Below are 17,214 nucleotides of genomic sequence, written 5' to 3' on the forward strand. Positions count from 1 at the left end.
CTTTTAAATGCAAAATAACGCCTAAATTAAAGGCATTTATTTTATGATACCTATACTATTAATTATATTGAAATTGTTTATTATATTTTAAATATGAAAGTGGTTTTTTAAATATTTTTTATTTTATTTAAAATTACACTTATATATTTATATAATAATTAAGTAAATTAATTTTTTAAATATATTTACAAAAAATTTAGATTTTTTTAAAATAGTTAGGAGAAAAAATATGAGTTTTAATTATTTATGAACTTTAAAAGAAGCAACAAAAAGAATGTATCAATCATTTAGAGATGATATAAAAAATCAATGAGAAAAAACAGATTGAAGAATATTAAAAGAAAGAGATAGAAAATATATTCCAGTTAAAATTAAAGAAAGAACTAGAAATACTATCAATGGTCTTGTTACTTATAAATGTCGTGATTATAAATATTATGATGAACAATTAAAAAAATGAGTAAGAGTTTGTTTATTAGATGAAGAATTAGAATTACCTAAATATAAAAGAACTTGTCAGGATATCAAAAATAATGTTATTGAACATTTTGCTGATGGAAAAAGATATGTTGATATTTTACATACTATGAAGCAAACAAAATTTAGTACAACAAGTATTAGTAGATTATTTCAAGAATATCAAGTTAATAAATTAGATGTTCCTAAAATAAAATTAGAACCAAATCAATTTATTTATATTAGTATTGATGATGGACATCGAAAATTTTGAAAATTTAAACGCAATTCTGGTAAATATTCAATGCGTTTAGTATTATTTTGTACAGATAATGTTAATCATAAATTAGTTAATAAAAGAGCAGATGTAATAATAAGACCAACAAAAACGGCAATTGGTGTTAAAAAAACTGCTGAATTTATCAAAGAACAAGGAAATAGATTTTTTGAAAATTTTGACCAAGCAAAAATTATTATTTGTGGAGATAGTGCAGGATGAATTAAAGAAGTTGCTGATTATTTAGGTGCAAGTTTTGTTTTAGATAAATTCCATTTAGTTAAAAAATTATATGTTGGAATAATCGCTGGAAATAAAGGAAAATATTGAGATGAATATAAGATTTGTAGAAATTTTATTGAAAATGGTCAATATGATGAGTTAATAAAATATATGAATGAAATATTAAAAAACCATAAAAAATTAAAAAAACAATATTTTAAAAATAATAAAGAAGGTATTAAAAATCAAGGTGCAAAGTGAAATATTGGTTGTTTTACAGAAGGTAATATTTGACATATTTTAAAAGAAATGCTTGGCAATAGAACTTATAACATAAATATTTATATTAAAATGGTTATTTTTAAATGTAATCAAATAAATTTAAAAACATAACTTAATTAATTTTTTTTATTAAAATTTTAAAAACTTATTAAATTAAAAGTTAATAAGAATTTTTGTTTTATATAAATATTAAATTTTATTAATGATTTTTTTAATATTTGTATTTTAATTGTAATTCATTTAATTTAGTAGTAAGATGTATTTACAATTGCATATAATTACAATTATTTCTTGTCTATAATTTAAAAGAAATGTTTAAAAAGTAATTATATCCTCCGTTTTTGTTACCGTCCCATTTTTTTTGTTAAATCTTTTTTAGATTTGGTTTTTTGTTCTTGATTTTGATATTTATTAATTAATAATTTTAATATTTTTCTTTTTTCTGGACTTAATGCTTCCATTTTTCTTGGACTTAATGCGGGTATTTGTTCTTTTGTGAGTGCTTCTATTTGTTGATTTGTAAGTCAACTAATTTGTTCTCTTGTCAATCCTTCTATTTGTTCTGGTGTGAGTGCTTGTATTTGTTCAATTGTAAATAAACTAATTTGTAAAATAGTCAATGAGGGTATTTGCTTTGGTGTTAGTGCTTGTATTTGTTGATTTGTAAATATTTGTATTTGTTCTTTGGTAAATGCTGGTATTTGTTCATAATCAATTCATTGAATTTGTTGTGTTGTGAAAGCTTGGATTTGTGAAACTTTGAATTTCTTAGTTCATTGTGATGTAAACATTCTAATTTTATTGTAGTTAAGTGAACTTATTTGTTTGGTTGTCAAAGCTTGTACTTGTGAGATTTTTAAATAATAAATTTGTGAATTTGTAAATCATTGGATTTATTGTGTTGTGAAAGCTTGGATTTGTCTTGATGTTAAGATAATAGTTTGTGAAGTTTTAAATGACGCTATTTGATTTTCTGTAAAAGATTGTATTTGCGAGACTGTAAATGCGGGTATTTGTTTTTCTGTTAATGCTTTAATTTGTTGTGGTATAAATGCTGGTATTTGTTCGATTGTGAGTGCTTGTATTTGTTCTTTAGTAAATATTTCAATTTGTTTGATTGTGAATGCGGGTATTTGTTTTAGTAAATCAAGTGATTTGTCAAACAGTAAGTGCTGCTGCTTGTTCGCTTGTGAGTGCTGGTATTTGTTTTTTGGTTAATGCTTTTATTTGTATTTCTGTAAATGATGCTATTTGTTTTTTTCTAAGTCAAGTAATTTGTAAGTTTGTGAATCATGATATTTGTTTTTTGGTGAATCAAGAAATTTGTAAAGTAGTAAATGATTCTATTTGTTTTTTTGTCAATGATTGAATTTGTAATTTTGTCAATATTTGGATTTGTTCAATGGTGAATCAAGTAATTTGTCATTCTGTAAATGCTTGTATTTGTCTTGGTGTTAAAATTACTATTTCTTCAGTTGTCAATCTTTGTACTTCTTTTTTTGTGAGTATTTCAATTTCATGTGTAGTTAATTTATTTATATTTTGTAGATTTATATCTTTTTTTTCTTCATTTATTTTAATAAATAGTACTTCTCTTTTCATTTTATTTATGAAATGTGGTTTATATGTATTTATTGATTTATTAAATAAAACCTTTGATAATTCTTGTGATTTTAGAAAATTTTGATATATTTCTTCAAGTTTGTTTTTATGTTCTTGGATAGGATTTGTTCAATTATTAATTTGTATACTGATTAGGTTTAATGAATTATTATTAATAGATTTTGTTAGTTCGTTTGAAAAATTAAGTAAAATTTTCATTTTTTTTATTTTTCCTTTCAATGATATAAATTAAAACATAAAAACTCATTTACTTTAAATTAAGCAATGAGTTAAAAAACTTTTATAATTTTTTAATACTTCTTATTATATGTGTTAATTATATTTGAGTTTAAAGAAAATACAACGAAAATGATATTTTAAAGGTTTTAAATTATTTTTAGTAATATTTAATTTTGAAGGATAGTAGTTATGTGATAAAATTTCAAACATATACTAAAAAAACATTATAATTAAATATAAAAATATAATTAAATATAATTTAATTATTTAAAGCATTATATTTATAGTCTATTTTAAATAAAGTATTTTATTAAATGATTGATTTAGGAGTAAGCAATGAATAAAAATTGAGCTATAGGTTTAACTAATTTAACTTTAACCCCAATAATGGAACAACAATTAAGTCAGTATTATAAAATTTTAATTGCTGAAAATAAAAAATATAACTTAACAACGATCATTGAAGAAATGGAAGTTTATTATAAACATTTCTATGATTCTCTTTTAATTAGTAATAATATCATTTTGGAGGATCAAAATATTTGTGATGTTGGTAGTGGTGCTGGTATACCAGGAATAATTTTAAAAATTTGTTTTCCCAATTTACAATTAACTATTATTGAATCAAATACAAAGAAATGTCAATTTCTAAAAACAGTAATTACTGAACTAAACTTAGAAAATGTTTATATAATTAATCAAAGAGCAGAAACATTTGCTCATCAATATCGTGAAACATTTGATATTGTAACAGCAAGAGCATTAGCACCGCTAAATATTTTAAGTGAATTATGTTTAGGATTAGTTAAAGTTGAAGGATTATTTATTGCTTATAAGGGTCTTAAAGTTGAAGAAGAACTTGCGTTGGCACAAAATAGTATTAACACAATGGGTGCAAAGTTAATTAATCAATTTACTGTTCAATTACCAAACAACTATGGTCAAAGAACAATCCTTCATTTTCAAAAATATAAATTATGTGCTTTAAAATATCCAAGACCTTATCAACAAATTAAAAGTAAACCTTTGTAAATAATATTAATTAAAATTAGTGTTAAACTTAATTAGTAGGATAAAATATTAGTCTATTAATTTAGAAAGGTAATTATTATGGGCAAAATTATTGCAATTGCTAATCAAAAAGGTGGAGTTGGAAAAACAACTACTGCTACTAATCTTGCTGCAGGTTTAGGTATAAAAAATAAAAAAGTGTTACTTATTGATTTGGATCCACAAGGTAGTGCTACTATTTCAATGGGTTTTGCTGCTGATAAAGTTGAACAAGATATATATGATGTTTTAGTACATGATGTTCCATTGGAAAAAGTAATTAAAACTGAAGTTTGTCAAGGAGTAGATTTATTACCATCAACCATTTCTTTGGCGGGAGCCGAAATATTTTTATTAGAGCAATCTCGTAATAAAAGAAATATTTTATTAGAAAAATTAGAACCCGTAAAGGAAGTATATGATTTTATTATTATTGACTGTCCACCTAGTTTAGGATTAGTTAATCGTAATGCTTTAGCTTCAGCTAATTCAGTTATTATTCCATTGCAAGCTGAGTTTTATGCATTAGGTGGTTTGGTACAATTATTATCTACTATTCGTTTAGTACAACAATTATTTAATCCCAATTTAGAAATTGAAGGGATTTTATTAACTATGGTTAATATTAGAACAACTTCTTCTGTTGAAGTTATCAAAGAAATTCAAAAAAATTTTAGAGAAAAAGTTTATAAAAATTATATTCCAAGAAATGTAACTCTAAGTGAAGCACCAAGTCATGGTAAAAATATTTTTAGTTATCGGCCACGTTGCAGTGGTGCTATTGCTTATCAAAGTTTAGTGAATGAGGTGTTAAATAATGTCTAATGATAAAAAAAATCGTATTTCTGCTAAAGGCTTAGCATCAATTTTTGGTGAAGGTTTAAATGATTTGATAACTAACATTGAAAGTTCACCAGAAATTGCTAAAACTTTTTCACAAACTATTTCTCTTGCTAAAATTATTCCTAATCCATATCAACCGCGTGTAGTATTTAATGAACAAGAAATTAAAGAACTAAGTGATTCAATTAAAATTCACGGTTTAATTCAACCAATTATTGTTAAAAAAACGATAACAGATGGTGTTTTTCAATTAGTTGCTGGTGAACGTAGAACTAAAGCTGCAAAATTAGCAGGTCTAACAGAGATCTCTGCAGTAACTATTGAAGTAACAGATCAACAATTAATGGAATTTGCTTTGATTGAAAATATTCAACGTGTTGATTTGAATGCTTTTGAAGAAGCACAGGCATATCAAACTTTAATTAGTAAAATGAAATGAACTCAAGAACAACTCTCACAAAAAGTTAATAAATCACGTAGTCACATTGCTAATACTTTACGAATTTTGCAATTGCCAGTAGAGATTTTACAAATGCTTCAACGCAATGAATTAACAATGGGTCATGTTAAACCATTATTAAGTTTAGGCACTAATCTTAATTTAATGGTAACTATTGCTAAAAGGGCATATAGTGAGCAATGGAGTGTTCGTAAGGTTGAAGATGTTATTAAGATGCAACAATTAAGTTTAAATCAAAAACAAAATGTTAATAAAAAGTCAGATCTTCATTTAGTAGCATTAGAAAATACTTTATCAAGAACTTTAGATACTAAAGTAAAAATCAATAAAAAACAACTAATCATCAATTATAGTAATCACAAAGAATTAAATCGAATTTTAGAATTTTTAAAATTAATATAAATTTATTTTATGATATTTCTCTAAAAGGAAATATTAATCCTGAATTAGTATAGATAATTAAGTTTGTAATAAAAACAAATAAGATAGACAAACCAATTGCAATTTTACTTATACCTAGTATGATTAATAACTTTTTTGATATATCATGAGGATAAGTTAAAAGTTTCTTTTCCATATTTTCCTCCTAAAAGTTATATTTATTTTTAAGCCTTACTTATTTATAATTATATACTATTGTAAAAGATTTTATCATTATATTTGATGTTATAATGTTATTTAAAATAATTTATTTTAACATTGAAAGGAAAATTAAATATGCCAGAAAAAGATAAGAATACGTTATTTAAACGTATTATTTTTAGAAAATATAAAAGACATATTCCGTAATTAAATTTTTTAAAAGTCAATTAATAATTTTAAAATTTATTTTATAATTTTGTTATTAACAATAAATTTAGAAAAGTGTTGATAAAAATGATTTTTGAAAATTTAAAAAAATTAAAAAATGAAGAATTTTACAGATATTTTGGTATAAAACGTTTTCATTTTAATGAAATGTTAGAAAAATTAATTGAAATAGAAAAATTAGAAAAAATAAAGGTCGAAAAAATAAACTTTCAGTAGAAGAAAGATTAATGATGACTTTATTATACTGAAAAGAATATTATACTTTTTTTCAAATGAGTATTAAATCTAAAATGAGCCCATCAAGTTGTTTTCGAAATATTACTTGAGTAGAAAATAAACTTAGTAACCACAAAGATTACCAATTTTTAAAAGAAAGATATAAATTAAAAATTGATAAAAAACAAGAAAATTCAAATGAATTTCAATTTTATTTAATTGATTCAACTGAGATTGAAATTGAAAGACCAACTAAAAAAAACTACAGTTAGAATATTTTTTTGGTAAAAGTTGAATGTATTCTATAAAATTTCAAATTGTATATGATTTTTTTAATAAAAAAATTGTTGATATTTTTGCTGATAATGGTAAAGTGCATGATTTTCAAATATTAAAAAATTCAAATCTTGAATTTTCAGAAAAAACAATAATTATTGGTGATTTAGGATATCAAGGTATACAAAATATTTATAAAAATACAATAATACCAATTAAAAGAACTAAAAATAAAAAATTAACTAAACAAGAAAGAAAATACAATAAGATTGTATCTAAAATTAGAATTAAAGTTGAACATGTCTTTGCTTGATTGAAAAGATTCAAAATTTTAGTAAATAAATGTAGAAAATCTAAATTTAGACTTATGTACTTAAGATTTAACTTACTTTGTGAAATTTTTAATAAAATAAAACCATTAAAATAAAAAAAATATTAAAAATATTTTTTTAAAATTTAAATTTTTATCGAGTTAATATAAAAATATTATTAACAATTTTTTGTTTAAAATGTAAACTCATTTTTTAAACTATTTTTTCAAAAAATATTTATTTCTATATTCAATAACACTAAATAGTTTTAAAACAATTTTATTGACAATTAATTAAATTTAATTACGGAATATGTCCTATGTAAGAGTAATATCGTAGTAACTGTTGTAGAACCAAATGCTAATAAATACAACGAAAATAATAAGATTCTTTTCTTCTTATTTTTTTTAACATTAATTGTATATATTGAATTAGATCCTGTTTTTATTTTTTTATGTTTATCCTGATTAATCATATCTTTACTCGGGCTATTACTATTTATTTTATATTTCATTTTAACAATCCTTTCCTAGCATTATTTTTAAAATAATCTAAAGTGAAAAATATAGCTTAACGCTTTAACTTGCTATTTTTAACTAAAATATTAAAATAGGAAAAAATATTAAAATAGTTTAAACCTTAGTTTTAATAAAATAAAACTAAGGTTTAAAGTAAACCAATTAAATTTAGTTTTTATATTTTAATATTAATAATTTTAATAATCATATAAACTTTGCTATACACCTATTAAAATTATAAGGAAAGAAATACTCTGTCCTCAAGTATATAGGGACTTCGTCCCTCGCCACTACGTGGCTCACCCAAATTATAGTCCCAGTAGGTTCACTGGGACTATAATCATTTTTATTTATCTTTATTTTTAAGTTTATCTTTTTTCTTTAAAATATTATCCAATTTATCCAAACCAGCAGACTTAATATCACTATAAGTCATATCAATACTACTTGCTTCTTTAAGGTATTTCTTAGGTGACAATTCACTTTTAAGTTCATGCACATAATGTAAAGCACGTGAATTATACCTTTTTAACCAATGTCTAGGAAAAAATAAAGTCATAGCCATTGCTTCACCACTATAACTTGGAGGCATAATACCTCTTTTAAACATTTTCTTTGTTCTACGACGTGAAAACACTACTTTATTATAATCCTCAATATTAGTATATAAATTAAGATTAAATATAACAATAAAACCCAAAAAACGCATACGTTTAACTTGAACAACATATTCTACTTTTTCTCTTGCTTGTACTGGTATTCTATTAGGGTGTTGTTCAATCAAATACATAGTACCATTAAACATGTGACCTATTAACTTACAAAATTGTCCTAAACTTTCTTGTTGATTTTTAAACTGTACTCCTAAATCATTAGAATTTATTTTTAATGCTAATTCATCTAAAATTATTAAATCTTGTTCCTCAAAAGCATAATTACTTGCTAACTGATTAAAAGTAAAAACATCGTTATAATTAACCAAATAAGAATAACCAGTCTTTAACTTAATAGGGAAAGGACTCTAACTACTCGTTTCTTATGAGTTTGTGCTAAACAACAAGCAAGGGCAGATTTGCCAGTTCTTGGAGGTGCTGAAATAATATAACTACCAACTCGTTTTAAAATTTTAACATTACGAATAGTTATACAAATTGGATAAATAATCATAATTAAACCTACAACTAATAATACATAACCATATCAAGGCATTATTTAACCACCTTATTTTTATTTTTAAACTTATTTTTAATTCAAAAACAAAATTTTATAAAATATGAACTTAAAATAAAAGGAAAAATAAAATCAAAAAAGAAAATTAAAAATTTTGAACCAAAACTAGCATTTTCAAAAAATAACTTTAATTTATCTACATCAAAATCAAAAAATAGAGCAGTAAATGATGATATTAAAAAACAAAAAATAACCCCACTACAAATTTCAAATAAATCTTTCTTTTTCATAATAAACTCCTAACCTATAATTAAACTAATTGCTCTAACAAATAATCATAAAGGTATAATATTTTCTATTCCACTAACAATATCAACATTTAAAGCAGTACTAATAGTATCTGAAAAAATATGTCGTAATAAACTATCTGTTGTAAAAAGAAATTGTCTTAATGGTTCAACTGGTAAAACGGTGGTTGGCCCTTAATTACTGGACCATTTTTGATATAAAATTCTAAATTTTAATTTGTAAAATTGGTGGTTTTAGAAATTTAGAATGTATTCTTTCATAATTATAAAACATAACATATTGATTTACATCATTTATAGCTTCATTGATGGATAAATATTGATTTGATCCTTTAGGTAGTCATTCTTGAGATAAATGAGAAAATCAGTTTTCAGATAATACATTACCACCAATATCATAAGGTTGTTTTTTGCTTAAAATTATTTGTTTATCCTCTGCTCATTTTGTGATATCCTGACAATAAAATTCGTTGGCGTTATCTGAATGTAAAATAACATTTTTTACTTGATTTCAAGAAAATTGTTTGTTGATTTTTTCAAGAGCAGGAAGAATTAAATCCTGATATGATTTATTAGGAGCAATATTATAACTAACAACATTATTTGAATAAAAATCAATAATTACAAAAAGATATAATCATCCTTCTTTAGTATTTATTTGTTTAGTGTCCATTGATCAAATTTGATTTGAAGAGGTTGTACTTTTATAATCTTTGTTTACTTTATCCATTGTAGGTATTCACTTATTTGGATTTTTTTTGTTTTTAGGATAGTTATTTTTAGTTTGTTTTAATCCTTGAATATTGTGTTCTTTCATAATTTTTCGCATTTGTTTTATTGATAATTCTATATTTAAAATGATATTTTTTTCTTGTTTTAATCACTCTTTAAAAGTTGAAAAAATTCTTAAATATCCATAAATTCTGCCTTTTCTTGTAGAATGAAATTCGATGGTGGTTGGCCCTTAATTACTGGACCATTTTTGATATAAAATTCTAAATTTTAATTTGTAAAATTGGTGGTTTTAGAAATTTAGAATGTATTCTTTCATAATTATAAAACATAACATATTGATTTACATCATTTATAGCTTCATTGATGGATAAATATTGATTTGATCCTTTAGGTAGTCATTCTTGAGATAAATGAGAAAATCAGTTTTCAGATAATACATTACCACCAATATCATAAGGTTGTTTTTTGCTTAAAATTATTTGTTTATCCTCTGCTCATTTTGTGATATCCTGACAATAAAATTCGTTGGCGTTATCTGAATGTAAAATAACATTTTTTACTTGATTTCAAGAAAATTGTTTGTTGATTTTTTCAAGAGCAGGAAGAATTAAATCCTGATATGATTTATTAGGAGCAATATTATAACTAACAACATTATTTGAATAAAAATCAATAATTACAAAAAGATATAATCATCCTTCTTTAGTATTTATTTGTTTAGTGTCCATTGATCAAATTTGATTTGAAGAGGTTGTACTTTTATAATCTTTGTTTACTTTATCCATTGTAGGTATTCACTTATTTGGATTTTTTTTGTTTTTAGGATAGTTATTTTTAGTTTGTTTTAATCCTTGAATATTGTGTTCTTTCATAATTTTTCGCATTTGTTTTATTGATAATTCTATATTTAAAATGATATTTTTTTCTTGTTTTAATCACTCTTTAAAAGCTGAAAAAATTCTTAAATATCCATAAATTCTGCCTTTTCTTGTAGAATGAAATTCGATTAAAAGTTGGCATATTTTTTGATATTTATGATTGCATTTAATAATATGATTTTCTTCTTTTTTAATAGGTTTTTGTTTATTTTTTAAAAAGTAATATGTTGATCTGTTTAATTGAAGATATTGACATAGGTTTCTAATTGAATATTGATTTTTACAATCATCAATAATTTTAATTTTTTCTTTGATATTTAATTTGTTAATTACTAATGCTATTTGTTTAATTTTATCCATTAATAAAAATCCTTTCAGGTTAAAATTAGTGTTAATTATATAACACAATTGTTTTTAGAATACATTCAGGTTTTTTAAATTAATGGTCTAGTAAAAAGGGCTAAGTGGCTAAGTGGCTGAACATCAAAAAATACTGTTAAATGTCTTAAATTTGGAACACGAATAGGCATAGTAACAAAATTATATAAATCTTGTTGATAAATATCATTATCCACTTTACCTTTAAAAACATATTTTGTATCACCAACATAATCTAAAAAACTAAAAGTAAAATTAGCAGTAAAAGTTTTAAAATATTCATATTCAAAATAAAACATAAAACCTTGAATATAAAAACTTAAAGGTTTATCAATTTCAAAATTTAACTGTGTTTGAAAATTTATAATACTTTTACCAGTATTAACAAAATTTAAATTATTAGTATTATTCTTTGCAACATAATTATGATTAAACATAATACGTGAAAATTCATCTAATTGTTTTCTATTAAAAGTATAAACGCCAGTTCCCATATCTATTTGCTATCCAATATATAATTTTAACCCACTACTTTTATGCTAAAGTAAGTGGGTTAATTGTTTAAAAAGGGTAATTAAAATAGAAGTAATTGAACAACATATTTAGTTTAATTTCAAAAATAAGAAACGGAATAAAAAGAAAAAATAAAAAATCAAATGATAAAACAACTAATTTAATAAGTAATATTTTTGAAATAATGAGATTTTAAATGAAAAAAAGAAAACAAAAAAACTTAAAGTAACCAAAAAGAAATCAGTAAATTAAGAAGCAATATTAAGCAAAAATCAGGAGAAGATTAAAGACTTAATTATTTTAAATGAGGAATATAAAAAAATAAAGATGAAAATAATGAAAAAGTTGTTAGTAAATTTAAAATTTTAGAAAACCAAAGGCAAAGAAAAAGAAATTTTTTTATTAATTCAATTTTTACTAATAAAATCAAATCTATTTCATATTTCTCTATTTTCAAAGAGAAATTTTTCAACATATTTATATACTTTATCTTTAATTTTATTTTTTCAAAAATAAAATCTCCGTTCTATTAAAGTAATTTATAATTAAATTATAAAATAAAATCAAAATTTTTTTCAAAAACTATTATGCTGTTAGTAAAAAATTATTTATTTTTTCAAAAACAACATTCATATTTAATTTCTTAGGTTTAAAAGAACCATTGTTATTAATTTTCATAAACATTTCTTTATATCACAAAGAAAGTTGTTCATAAAAATATTTATTTATTTTATCTTTGTTTTTAATTGTCATCATCATAATTTCATATCAATTTAAATTACATTTATATGGCTGAAAACCTTTTAAATCTCATTGTATGCAACATTCAATAATTAAAAAATCAGGAGTTGCAACAAATTCAAAATCATTGTATTTAGTATAACATTTAAATAATGAATTAACATAATGATTTCGTTTTTGCATTTCTAATTCTCATTTACATAAAAGTAAATTAAAGTAGTTGCGTTCCAAATCTAAAAATGGTTGCATTGCCATATTTGTAATTTTTTTATTTAAACAATGATCATACATTAGTAATTCCTTACGCAATGCAGTTAAACTCATATCTGGTGTATAACTAAATAATTCATACGGAATAATTCTCATTATTAATTTTCCATTCTATATTATTTAACTTTTACTTTATTTTGTTCTTTTTTAATTAATTTATTAACTAAAAGTCTAATTCCTTTATACACTTCTAATAATCACATTGGTATTGTTGATAAAGCAATACAAAGTAATCAATCAACTGCACGAAAACCAGCACCAATACCAAAAGCATTGCTAACAACAGGTGTAAAAATAATAAAAGTATTAATAGCAAAAGCACTAATCGCCGCAACTCAAATATATTTATTTTTTCAAGTAATCTTATTAAAAATACTTGTATTAGCACCTGAAACAAAAGAAAATGCATAAAAAACAGGAGCATTAGTCATTATAACAAAAACAAAAACAAAACCTTCACTATTATTTTCATGTAAAATTTGAGGTAAAAAATGAAAAGCTAATAGTAACAAGGTACTTAATATTATACTAACAATACCAATAAATCCTCAACTACCAGTAAGAATTCTATCATTCCGTTTCGTTGGTTTTCTAAGCATTAAATCAGGGTTATTAGGTCCCATTGACATTGGAATTGCAATAACAGATTCAACAATTAAATTAATTCATAAAATTTGAATTGGTTGCAATAATTCATTTCATCCAAAAATAGCACCAATAACAATTGAAAATACTTGGGCCATATTAGTAATTAAAATAAAAATAACAATTCTTTTAATTTTACTGTAAATATTACGCCCTTCTTCAATAGCATCAACAATAGTAGCAAAATTATCATCAGTTAATACTATTTGTGAAGATTCTTTAGCAACATCGGTTCCCGTAATACCCATCGCTACTCCAATATCTGCCGCTTTTAAACTAGGAGCATCATTAACACCATCACCAGTCATCGAAACAACCTTATTATGACTCTGTAATGCTTTAACAATCTTAACTTTATGTTCAGGAGAAACACGAGCAAAAACTCGATATTGATTAATATTAGCATTAAATGATTCTTCTGGAATATCATCAATTGTATTACCACTAAGTGCTTGTGTTTTATTTTCAATCAAACCTAATTCTTGACCAATAGCAACAGCAGTATTTAAATGATCACCAGTAATCATAATTGTATCAATACCTGCTTTTTTAGTTTTAACTAAAGAATCTTTAACTTCGTTTCTTGGCGGATCAATCATTCCAACTAATCCTAAAAAAGTTAAATTACTTTCAATTTCATTAATATTACTATAATCTTTCGTATTATTAACAGTTTTATAACTTGCTCCTAAAACACGTAATGCTGAATTTGACATTTCTTCCATACTTGCAATTATTTCTTTTTTAATTTGTGCAGTTAATACTACTCTTTCGTTATTAATAAGCGTATGAGTACAAATATTAATCATATTATCAACCGCGCCTTTAACAAAAACATAAGTTTCTTTATCGTATTCATTAATTGTTGACATTAATTTACGATTGGAATCAAAAGGTATTTCATGAACTCGAGTATGTTTATCACTAAGTGCCTTTGTTGGAAACTTTAATGTTTCTGATCAATTAATAAGTGCTGCTTCTGTTGGATCACCAATAGTTTTATTTTTACTAACTTCACTATTATTACATAATACTAAACAATCTAAAAATAATTGTTCTTGTTTAGTTTTCTTTTTAAAGTCATTACTATCATTAACTGATTTTGTTAAATAATATTTTTTAACAGTCATTTTATTTTGTGTTAAAGTTCCGGTTTTATCAGAACAAATAATATCAACTTGACCTAATGTTTCAACAGCAAGTAAATGTTTAACAATAGCATGTTTTTTTGCCATTCTTGAACTTCCCAGTGATAATGAAACGGTGACAATAACTTGCAAACCTTCAGGTATTACTGCTATTGTTAAAGCAATTCCAAAAATTAAAGCATTAATAGCAGGTACTTTAATTAAGAAAAATTGTAGTAAAAACATAGCTAAACCTAATAATAAAGCAAAAACTGAAATTATTCTAATTAAAAAAGACATTTGTCGCGTTAATGGTGATTTAGGTTCTTTTTCTTCTTGTAATAACTTAGTTATTTTTCCAATTTCAGAAGTTTTTGCTGTTGCATAAACTAAACCAAGACCACTACCTGTCGCAATAGAAGTAGACATAAAAGCAAGATTAGTTCTTTCACCAATTGATAATTTTTCTTCAGTTAATGCTTCAGTAGTTTTACTAATTAAGGTTGATTCACCAGTTAAAAGTGATTCATTAGTACGTAAATTATAAGACTGAATAATACGCAGATCAGCAGGTACAAACATTCCCGCATCTAAATAAACCAAATCACCTACCACTAAATCTTTAGCATCAATATCGTATTTATTACCATTACGAATTACTACTGCTTGTGAAGAAACTAATTTCTTTAAAGAGTCCAAAGAAGCTGCAGCTTTTACTTCTTGATAAGTAGCCAAAGTAGCATCAACAATTACAATTAAAAAAACAACTAATGCTTCTTGTCATTGACCAATAACAGTAGCAATAATTGCTAATGCAATTAATACTAAAACAAATGGTTCAATAAAATGTGCTAAAACTATTTTTCAAATTGGCTTTTTTTTCGTAACTGGTAATTGATTAGGTCCTGTTTCTATTAACAATTGAGCTGCTGCTTCTTCAGTTAAACCTGTAACAAAATTAGTATTTAGTTTTTTTGCTAATTCCTTAGTTGTATCATTTCAAATCACAATTATTTAACCCCCTTTTTAAATTTAATCCATCATAATTCCTTTTCAAAATTTTTTATCATTAGATTGTGGGCCTAAAGCAGTTTGTGGTAATTTTTGAATTTTTAACATTTCTTCTTCTGTTAGTTCAAAACCCCCAATATCGGGATTACTAATAATTCGCTCTGGATTAGTTGATTTAGGAATAACTACTTGACCCAATTGTCAAGCTCATCTTAAAGCAATGTGACTAGTAGTAACCTTGTATTTATTTGCTAATTCTTGTAATAATGGTATTTCATCTGCTCTACCACCTAGCATTGTTCTTCATGAAGTAACAGCAATATTATTCTCGTAACAAAAATCTATTGTGTTTTTTTGATTAAAACTAGGATGTGTTTCAATTTGATTAATTGCTGGTTTTATTTTTATTTTTTTTTAAAAATCTTTTAATTGTGAACTATTAAAATTTGAAACACCAATTGCCCTAACTTTACCATATTCATAAAATTCTTCTAAGGCTCTTCAACATTCAAAACTTTGTTTAGTTGGTCAATGAATTAAACATAAATCTAAATAATCTAGTTTTAAACGAGTCAGGATACCACGCAAAGCATCTTTAGTAAGTTCATATTCATGATTGTCATTTCAAATTTTAGAAGTAATAAATAAATCTTCCCTTTTAACTTCTGGATTTTCTGCTAAAAAATCTTTAATTGCATTACCAATTATCTCCTCGTTTTTATAATATTCTGCAGTATCAATATGACGATAACCATTTTGCAAAGCACAAATTACTGAATTATAAATAGATTTACTATCAACCATTAAATATGTACCTAATCCAAATTGAGGAATTTTGACACCATTATTTAGAGTTATCGTTTTTTGTAAAATTTGTTCTTTTGTAAGTTTTACCATTTGTCTAATATCCTTTCAAACAAAATATTAATTATAACCCGCTGTAAAACGTTTTTTAATAAATTTTTGTTCTTTAATCTCATTAATAATAGCAATTGCAGCATCACCATAACTAATCTCGCTTTTTCCTTCTTTATTAACAATTAAATGATTGTTACCAATTTTAAATTTACCTAAAGTTGGTAATTCTGGGTCATAGTATAAAGAAGCGCTAAAATATGTTCAATTAATGTCACTGCTACGATAAGTAGCTAATGCTTGAACTTGTTGTTGTGCATGTTCTTTTCATACTTCAGGAAATGCACTTGTTTCTACTAATATTTCATTCTTATCATCTAACAAACTACCAGCACCACCAACAATTAATAACCTTTTAATATTTTGACATTCATGCATGATAGTAATTAAGTTTTTAGCAACTTGCTGATGAATATTTTGGGGATTATCAATAGTAGGGCCGTAAGCACTAATTAAAATATCAACATCATTAACAACCGCTTTAATACTACTTTTATTAGTAAGATCAGCTTTTTAATGGTCAATCGATTATCATTATTAAGAATTGGCATTTTAATAGGATTTCTAGTAATGGCAACAACTTGATATCCCTGTTTTAAAGCTTCTTTAGTTAAAGCAAGTCCTGATTTTCCTGATGCTCTAATAATTCCAATTTTCATAGTTAATACTCCTTTTCAAACTTAATTTTAACGAAGAGTCAACAATATACTATAGTAATTATAACATAAGTACACCTTATATTAGGTATTAGTTTGGGCGTTAGTAAATCATAAAATTATGATTTTAATTTATAATATTGCTACTTTTACTCATAAATTTACAATTATATATAATAATTTAATTACAAAAATATTTTTAAAAAAGATAAAAAAATGATATTATTAATAATAATTTATTAAATGTTCATTACTAATATAGATATTTTTATCTATATTAGTTTTTTTAATTTTATTAAATTAT

General features: G+C 23.7%; 23 protein-coding genes and 1 pseudogene. 7 read left to right on the forward strand and 17 right to left on the reverse strand.

Annotation, left to right across the window (positions count from 1 at the left end):
- Positions 1 to 229 precede the first annotated feature (229 nt).
- On the forward strand, positions 230 to 1,348 hold the full coding sequence (locus AAHM89_RS00390; RefSeq protein ID WP_342266600.1) for an Mbov_0401 family ICE element transposase-like protein: 1,119 nt from the start codon (positions 230 to 232) through the stop codon (positions 1,346 to 1,348).
- 233 nt (positions 1,349 to 1,581) lie between these two features.
- Here the strand turns inward: AAHM89_RS00390 and AAHM89_RS00395 are convergent, their stop codons facing one another.
- Positions 1,582 to 2,073, reverse strand: a complete 492-nt coding sequence (locus AAHM89_RS00395; protein ID WP_342266601.1) for a hypothetical protein — start codon at positions 2,071 to 2,073, stop codon at positions 1,582 to 1,584.
- Between the two features lie 256 nt (positions 2,074 to 2,329).
- Positions 2,330 to 3,058: a hypothetical protein gene (locus AAHM89_RS00400; RefSeq protein WP_342266602.1), complete on the reverse strand. Its 729-nt coding sequence runs from the start codon at positions 3,056 to 3,058 to the stop codon at positions 2,330 to 2,332.
- A gap of 357 nt (positions 3,059 to 3,415) precedes the next feature.
- Here AAHM89_RS00400 and rsmG point away from each other — a divergent pair, with 357 nt between their 5' ends.
- The 3 genes from rsmG to AAHM89_RS00415 all read left to right on the forward strand — a co-directional run bounded on the left by rsmG (position 3,416) and on the right by AAHM89_RS00415 (position 5,834).
- Complete coding sequence (gene rsmG / locus AAHM89_RS00405; RefSeq protein ID WP_342266603.1) at positions 3,416 to 4,111, forward strand: 16S rRNA (guanine(527)-N(7))-methyltransferase RsmG; 696 nt, start codon at positions 3,416 to 3,418, stop codon at positions 4,109 to 4,111.
- Positions 4,112 to 4,189: 78 nt separating this feature from the next.
- Positions 4,190 to 4,954: a ParA family protein gene (locus AAHM89_RS00410; protein WP_174480209.1), complete on the forward strand. Its 765-nt coding sequence runs from the start codon at positions 4,190 to 4,192 to the stop codon at positions 4,952 to 4,954.
- Complete coding sequence (locus AAHM89_RS00415) at positions 4,947 to 5,834, forward strand: ParB/RepB/Spo0J family partition protein (RefSeq protein WP_174480208.1); 888 nt, start codon at positions 4,947 to 4,949, stop codon at positions 5,832 to 5,834. Before AAHM89_RS00410 ends, AAHM89_RS00415 begins: the two co-directional genes overlap by 8 nt.
- A 7-nt stretch (positions 5,835 to 5,841) precedes the next feature.
- On the opposite strand, the gene AAHM89_RS00420 is transcribed toward AAHM89_RS00415, so the two are convergent.
- Positions 5,842 to 6,009 carry a hypothetical protein gene (locus AAHM89_RS00420; protein ID WP_252319837.1) on the reverse strand — a complete coding sequence of 56 codons (168 nt, stop codon included), beginning with the start codon at positions 6,007 to 6,009 and terminating at the stop codon, positions 5,842 to 5,844.
- A 299-nt stretch (positions 6,010 to 6,308) separates the two neighbouring features.
- Between AAHM89_RS00420 and AAHM89_RS00425 the strand changes: the two genes are divergently transcribed.
- From AAHM89_RS00425 to AAHM89_RS00435, 3 genes are read left to right on the forward strand one after another with little or no spacing between them, the layout of a single operon-like run.
- Positions 6,309 to 6,458: a hypothetical protein gene (locus AAHM89_RS00425; RefSeq protein WP_339047194.1), complete on the forward strand. Its 150-nt coding sequence runs from the start codon at positions 6,309 to 6,311 to the stop codon at positions 6,456 to 6,458.
- Positions 6,459 to 6,469: 11 nt separating this feature from the next.
- Positions 6,470 to 6,730: a hypothetical protein gene (locus AAHM89_RS00430; RefSeq protein WP_339047158.1), complete on the forward strand. Its 261-nt coding sequence runs from the start codon at positions 6,470 to 6,472 to the stop codon at positions 6,728 to 6,730.
- Between the two features lie 23 nt (positions 6,731 to 6,753).
- The gene (locus tag AAHM89_RS00435) at positions 6,754 to 7,161 is read left to right on the forward strand and encodes a transposase family protein (RefSeq protein WP_339045908.1); all 408 of its coding nucleotides are present in this window, start codon (positions 6,754 to 6,756) and stop codon (positions 7,159 to 7,161) included.
- A 173-nt stretch (positions 7,162 to 7,334) separates the two neighbouring features.
- On the opposite strand, the gene AAHM89_RS00440 is transcribed toward AAHM89_RS00435, so the two are convergent.
- From AAHM89_RS00440 to AAHM89_RS00500, 14 genes and pseudogenes are all read right to left on the reverse strand, one after another.
- The gene (locus AAHM89_RS00440) at positions 7,335 to 7,559 is read right to left on the reverse strand and encodes a hypothetical protein (RefSeq protein WP_342266604.1); all 225 of its coding nucleotides are present in this window, start codon (positions 7,557 to 7,559) and stop codon (positions 7,335 to 7,337) included.
- A gap of 350 nt (positions 7,560 to 7,909) precedes the next feature.
- Positions 7,910 to 8,545, reverse strand: a complete 636-nt coding sequence (locus AAHM89_RS00445; protein WP_342266605.1) for a hypothetical protein — start codon at positions 8,543 to 8,545, stop codon at positions 7,910 to 7,912.
- A gap of 17 nt (positions 8,546 to 8,562) precedes the next feature.
- A complete protein-coding gene (locus AAHM89_RS00450; protein ID WP_342266606.1) occupies positions 8,563 to 8,772 on the reverse strand; it encodes a hypothetical protein in 210 nt (69 codons plus the stop codon).
- Complete coding sequence (locus tag AAHM89_RS00455) at positions 8,772 to 9,023, reverse strand: hypothetical protein (protein WP_342266607.1); 252 nt, start codon at positions 9,021 to 9,023, stop codon at positions 8,772 to 8,774. The genes AAHM89_RS00450 and AAHM89_RS00455 overlap by 1 nt, the downstream gene beginning before the upstream one ends.
- A gap of 223 nt (positions 9,024 to 9,246) precedes the next feature.
- Complete coding sequence (locus tag AAHM89_RS00460) at positions 9,247 to 9,870, reverse strand: DDE-type integrase/transposase/recombinase (protein ID WP_342265927.1); 624 nt, start codon at positions 9,868 to 9,870, stop codon at positions 9,247 to 9,249.
- Positions 9,871 to 10,036: 166 nt separating this feature from the next.
- Positions 10,037 to 11,014, reverse strand: coding sequence for an IS3 family transposase (locus tag AAHM89_RS00465; protein WP_342265776.1), 978 nt, complete (start codon positions 11,012 to 11,014; stop codon positions 10,037 to 10,039).
- A 74-nt stretch (positions 11,015 to 11,088) separates the two neighbouring features.
- Positions 11,089 to 11,526: a hypothetical protein gene (locus tag AAHM89_RS00470; RefSeq protein ID WP_342266608.1), complete on the reverse strand. Its 438-nt coding sequence runs from the start codon at positions 11,524 to 11,526 to the stop codon at positions 11,089 to 11,091.
- Between the two features lie 604 nt (positions 11,527 to 12,130).
- The gene (locus AAHM89_RS00475) at positions 12,131 to 12,652 is read right to left on the reverse strand and encodes a hypothetical protein (protein WP_338958691.1); all 522 of its coding nucleotides are present in this window, start codon (positions 12,650 to 12,652) and stop codon (positions 12,131 to 12,133) included.
- Positions 12,653 to 12,672: 20 nt separating this feature from the next.
- Positions 12,673 to 15,336 carry a cation-translocating P-type ATPase gene (locus tag AAHM89_RS00480; protein ID WP_342266609.1) on the reverse strand — a complete coding sequence of 888 codons (2,664 nt, stop codon included), beginning with the start codon at positions 15,334 to 15,336 and terminating at the stop codon, positions 12,673 to 12,675.
- Positions 15,337 to 15,360: 24 nt separating this feature from the next.
- Positions 15,361 to 15,636, reverse strand: coding sequence for an aldo/keto reductase (locus tag AAHM89_RS00485; RefSeq protein ID WP_338980144.1), 276 nt, complete (start codon positions 15,634 to 15,636; stop codon positions 15,361 to 15,363).
- Between the two features lie 117 nt (positions 15,637 to 15,753).
- Positions 15,754 to 16,236: an aldo/keto reductase gene (locus tag AAHM89_RS00490; protein ID WP_342266610.1), complete on the reverse strand. Its 483-nt coding sequence runs from the start codon at positions 16,234 to 16,236 to the stop codon at positions 15,754 to 15,756.
- 27 nt (positions 16,237 to 16,263) lie between these two features.
- Complete coding sequence (locus tag AAHM89_RS00495; RefSeq protein WP_342266611.1) at positions 16,264 to 16,632, reverse strand: hypothetical protein; 369 nt, start codon at positions 16,630 to 16,632, stop codon at positions 16,264 to 16,266.
- Positions 16,633 to 16,740, reverse strand: a pseudogene (locus tag AAHM89_RS12755) (hypothetical protein); the annotation flags it as partial. It abuts the gene before it with no gap.
- Positions 16,707 to 16,913 carry a hypothetical protein gene (locus tag AAHM89_RS00500; RefSeq protein ID WP_342266612.1) on the reverse strand — a complete coding sequence of 69 codons (207 nt, stop codon included), beginning with the start codon at positions 16,911 to 16,913 and terminating at the stop codon, positions 16,707 to 16,709. The gene AAHM89_RS00500 and the pseudogene AAHM89_RS12755, both read right to left, overlap by 34 nt.
- Positions 16,914 to 17,214 lie beyond the last annotated feature (301 nt).

Origin of the sequence: Spiroplasma endosymbiont of Villa modesta (assembly GCF_964030925.1) — a bacterium.
GTDB lineage: Bacteria > Bacillota_I > Bacilli_A > Mycoplasmatales > VBWQ01 > Spiroplasma_E.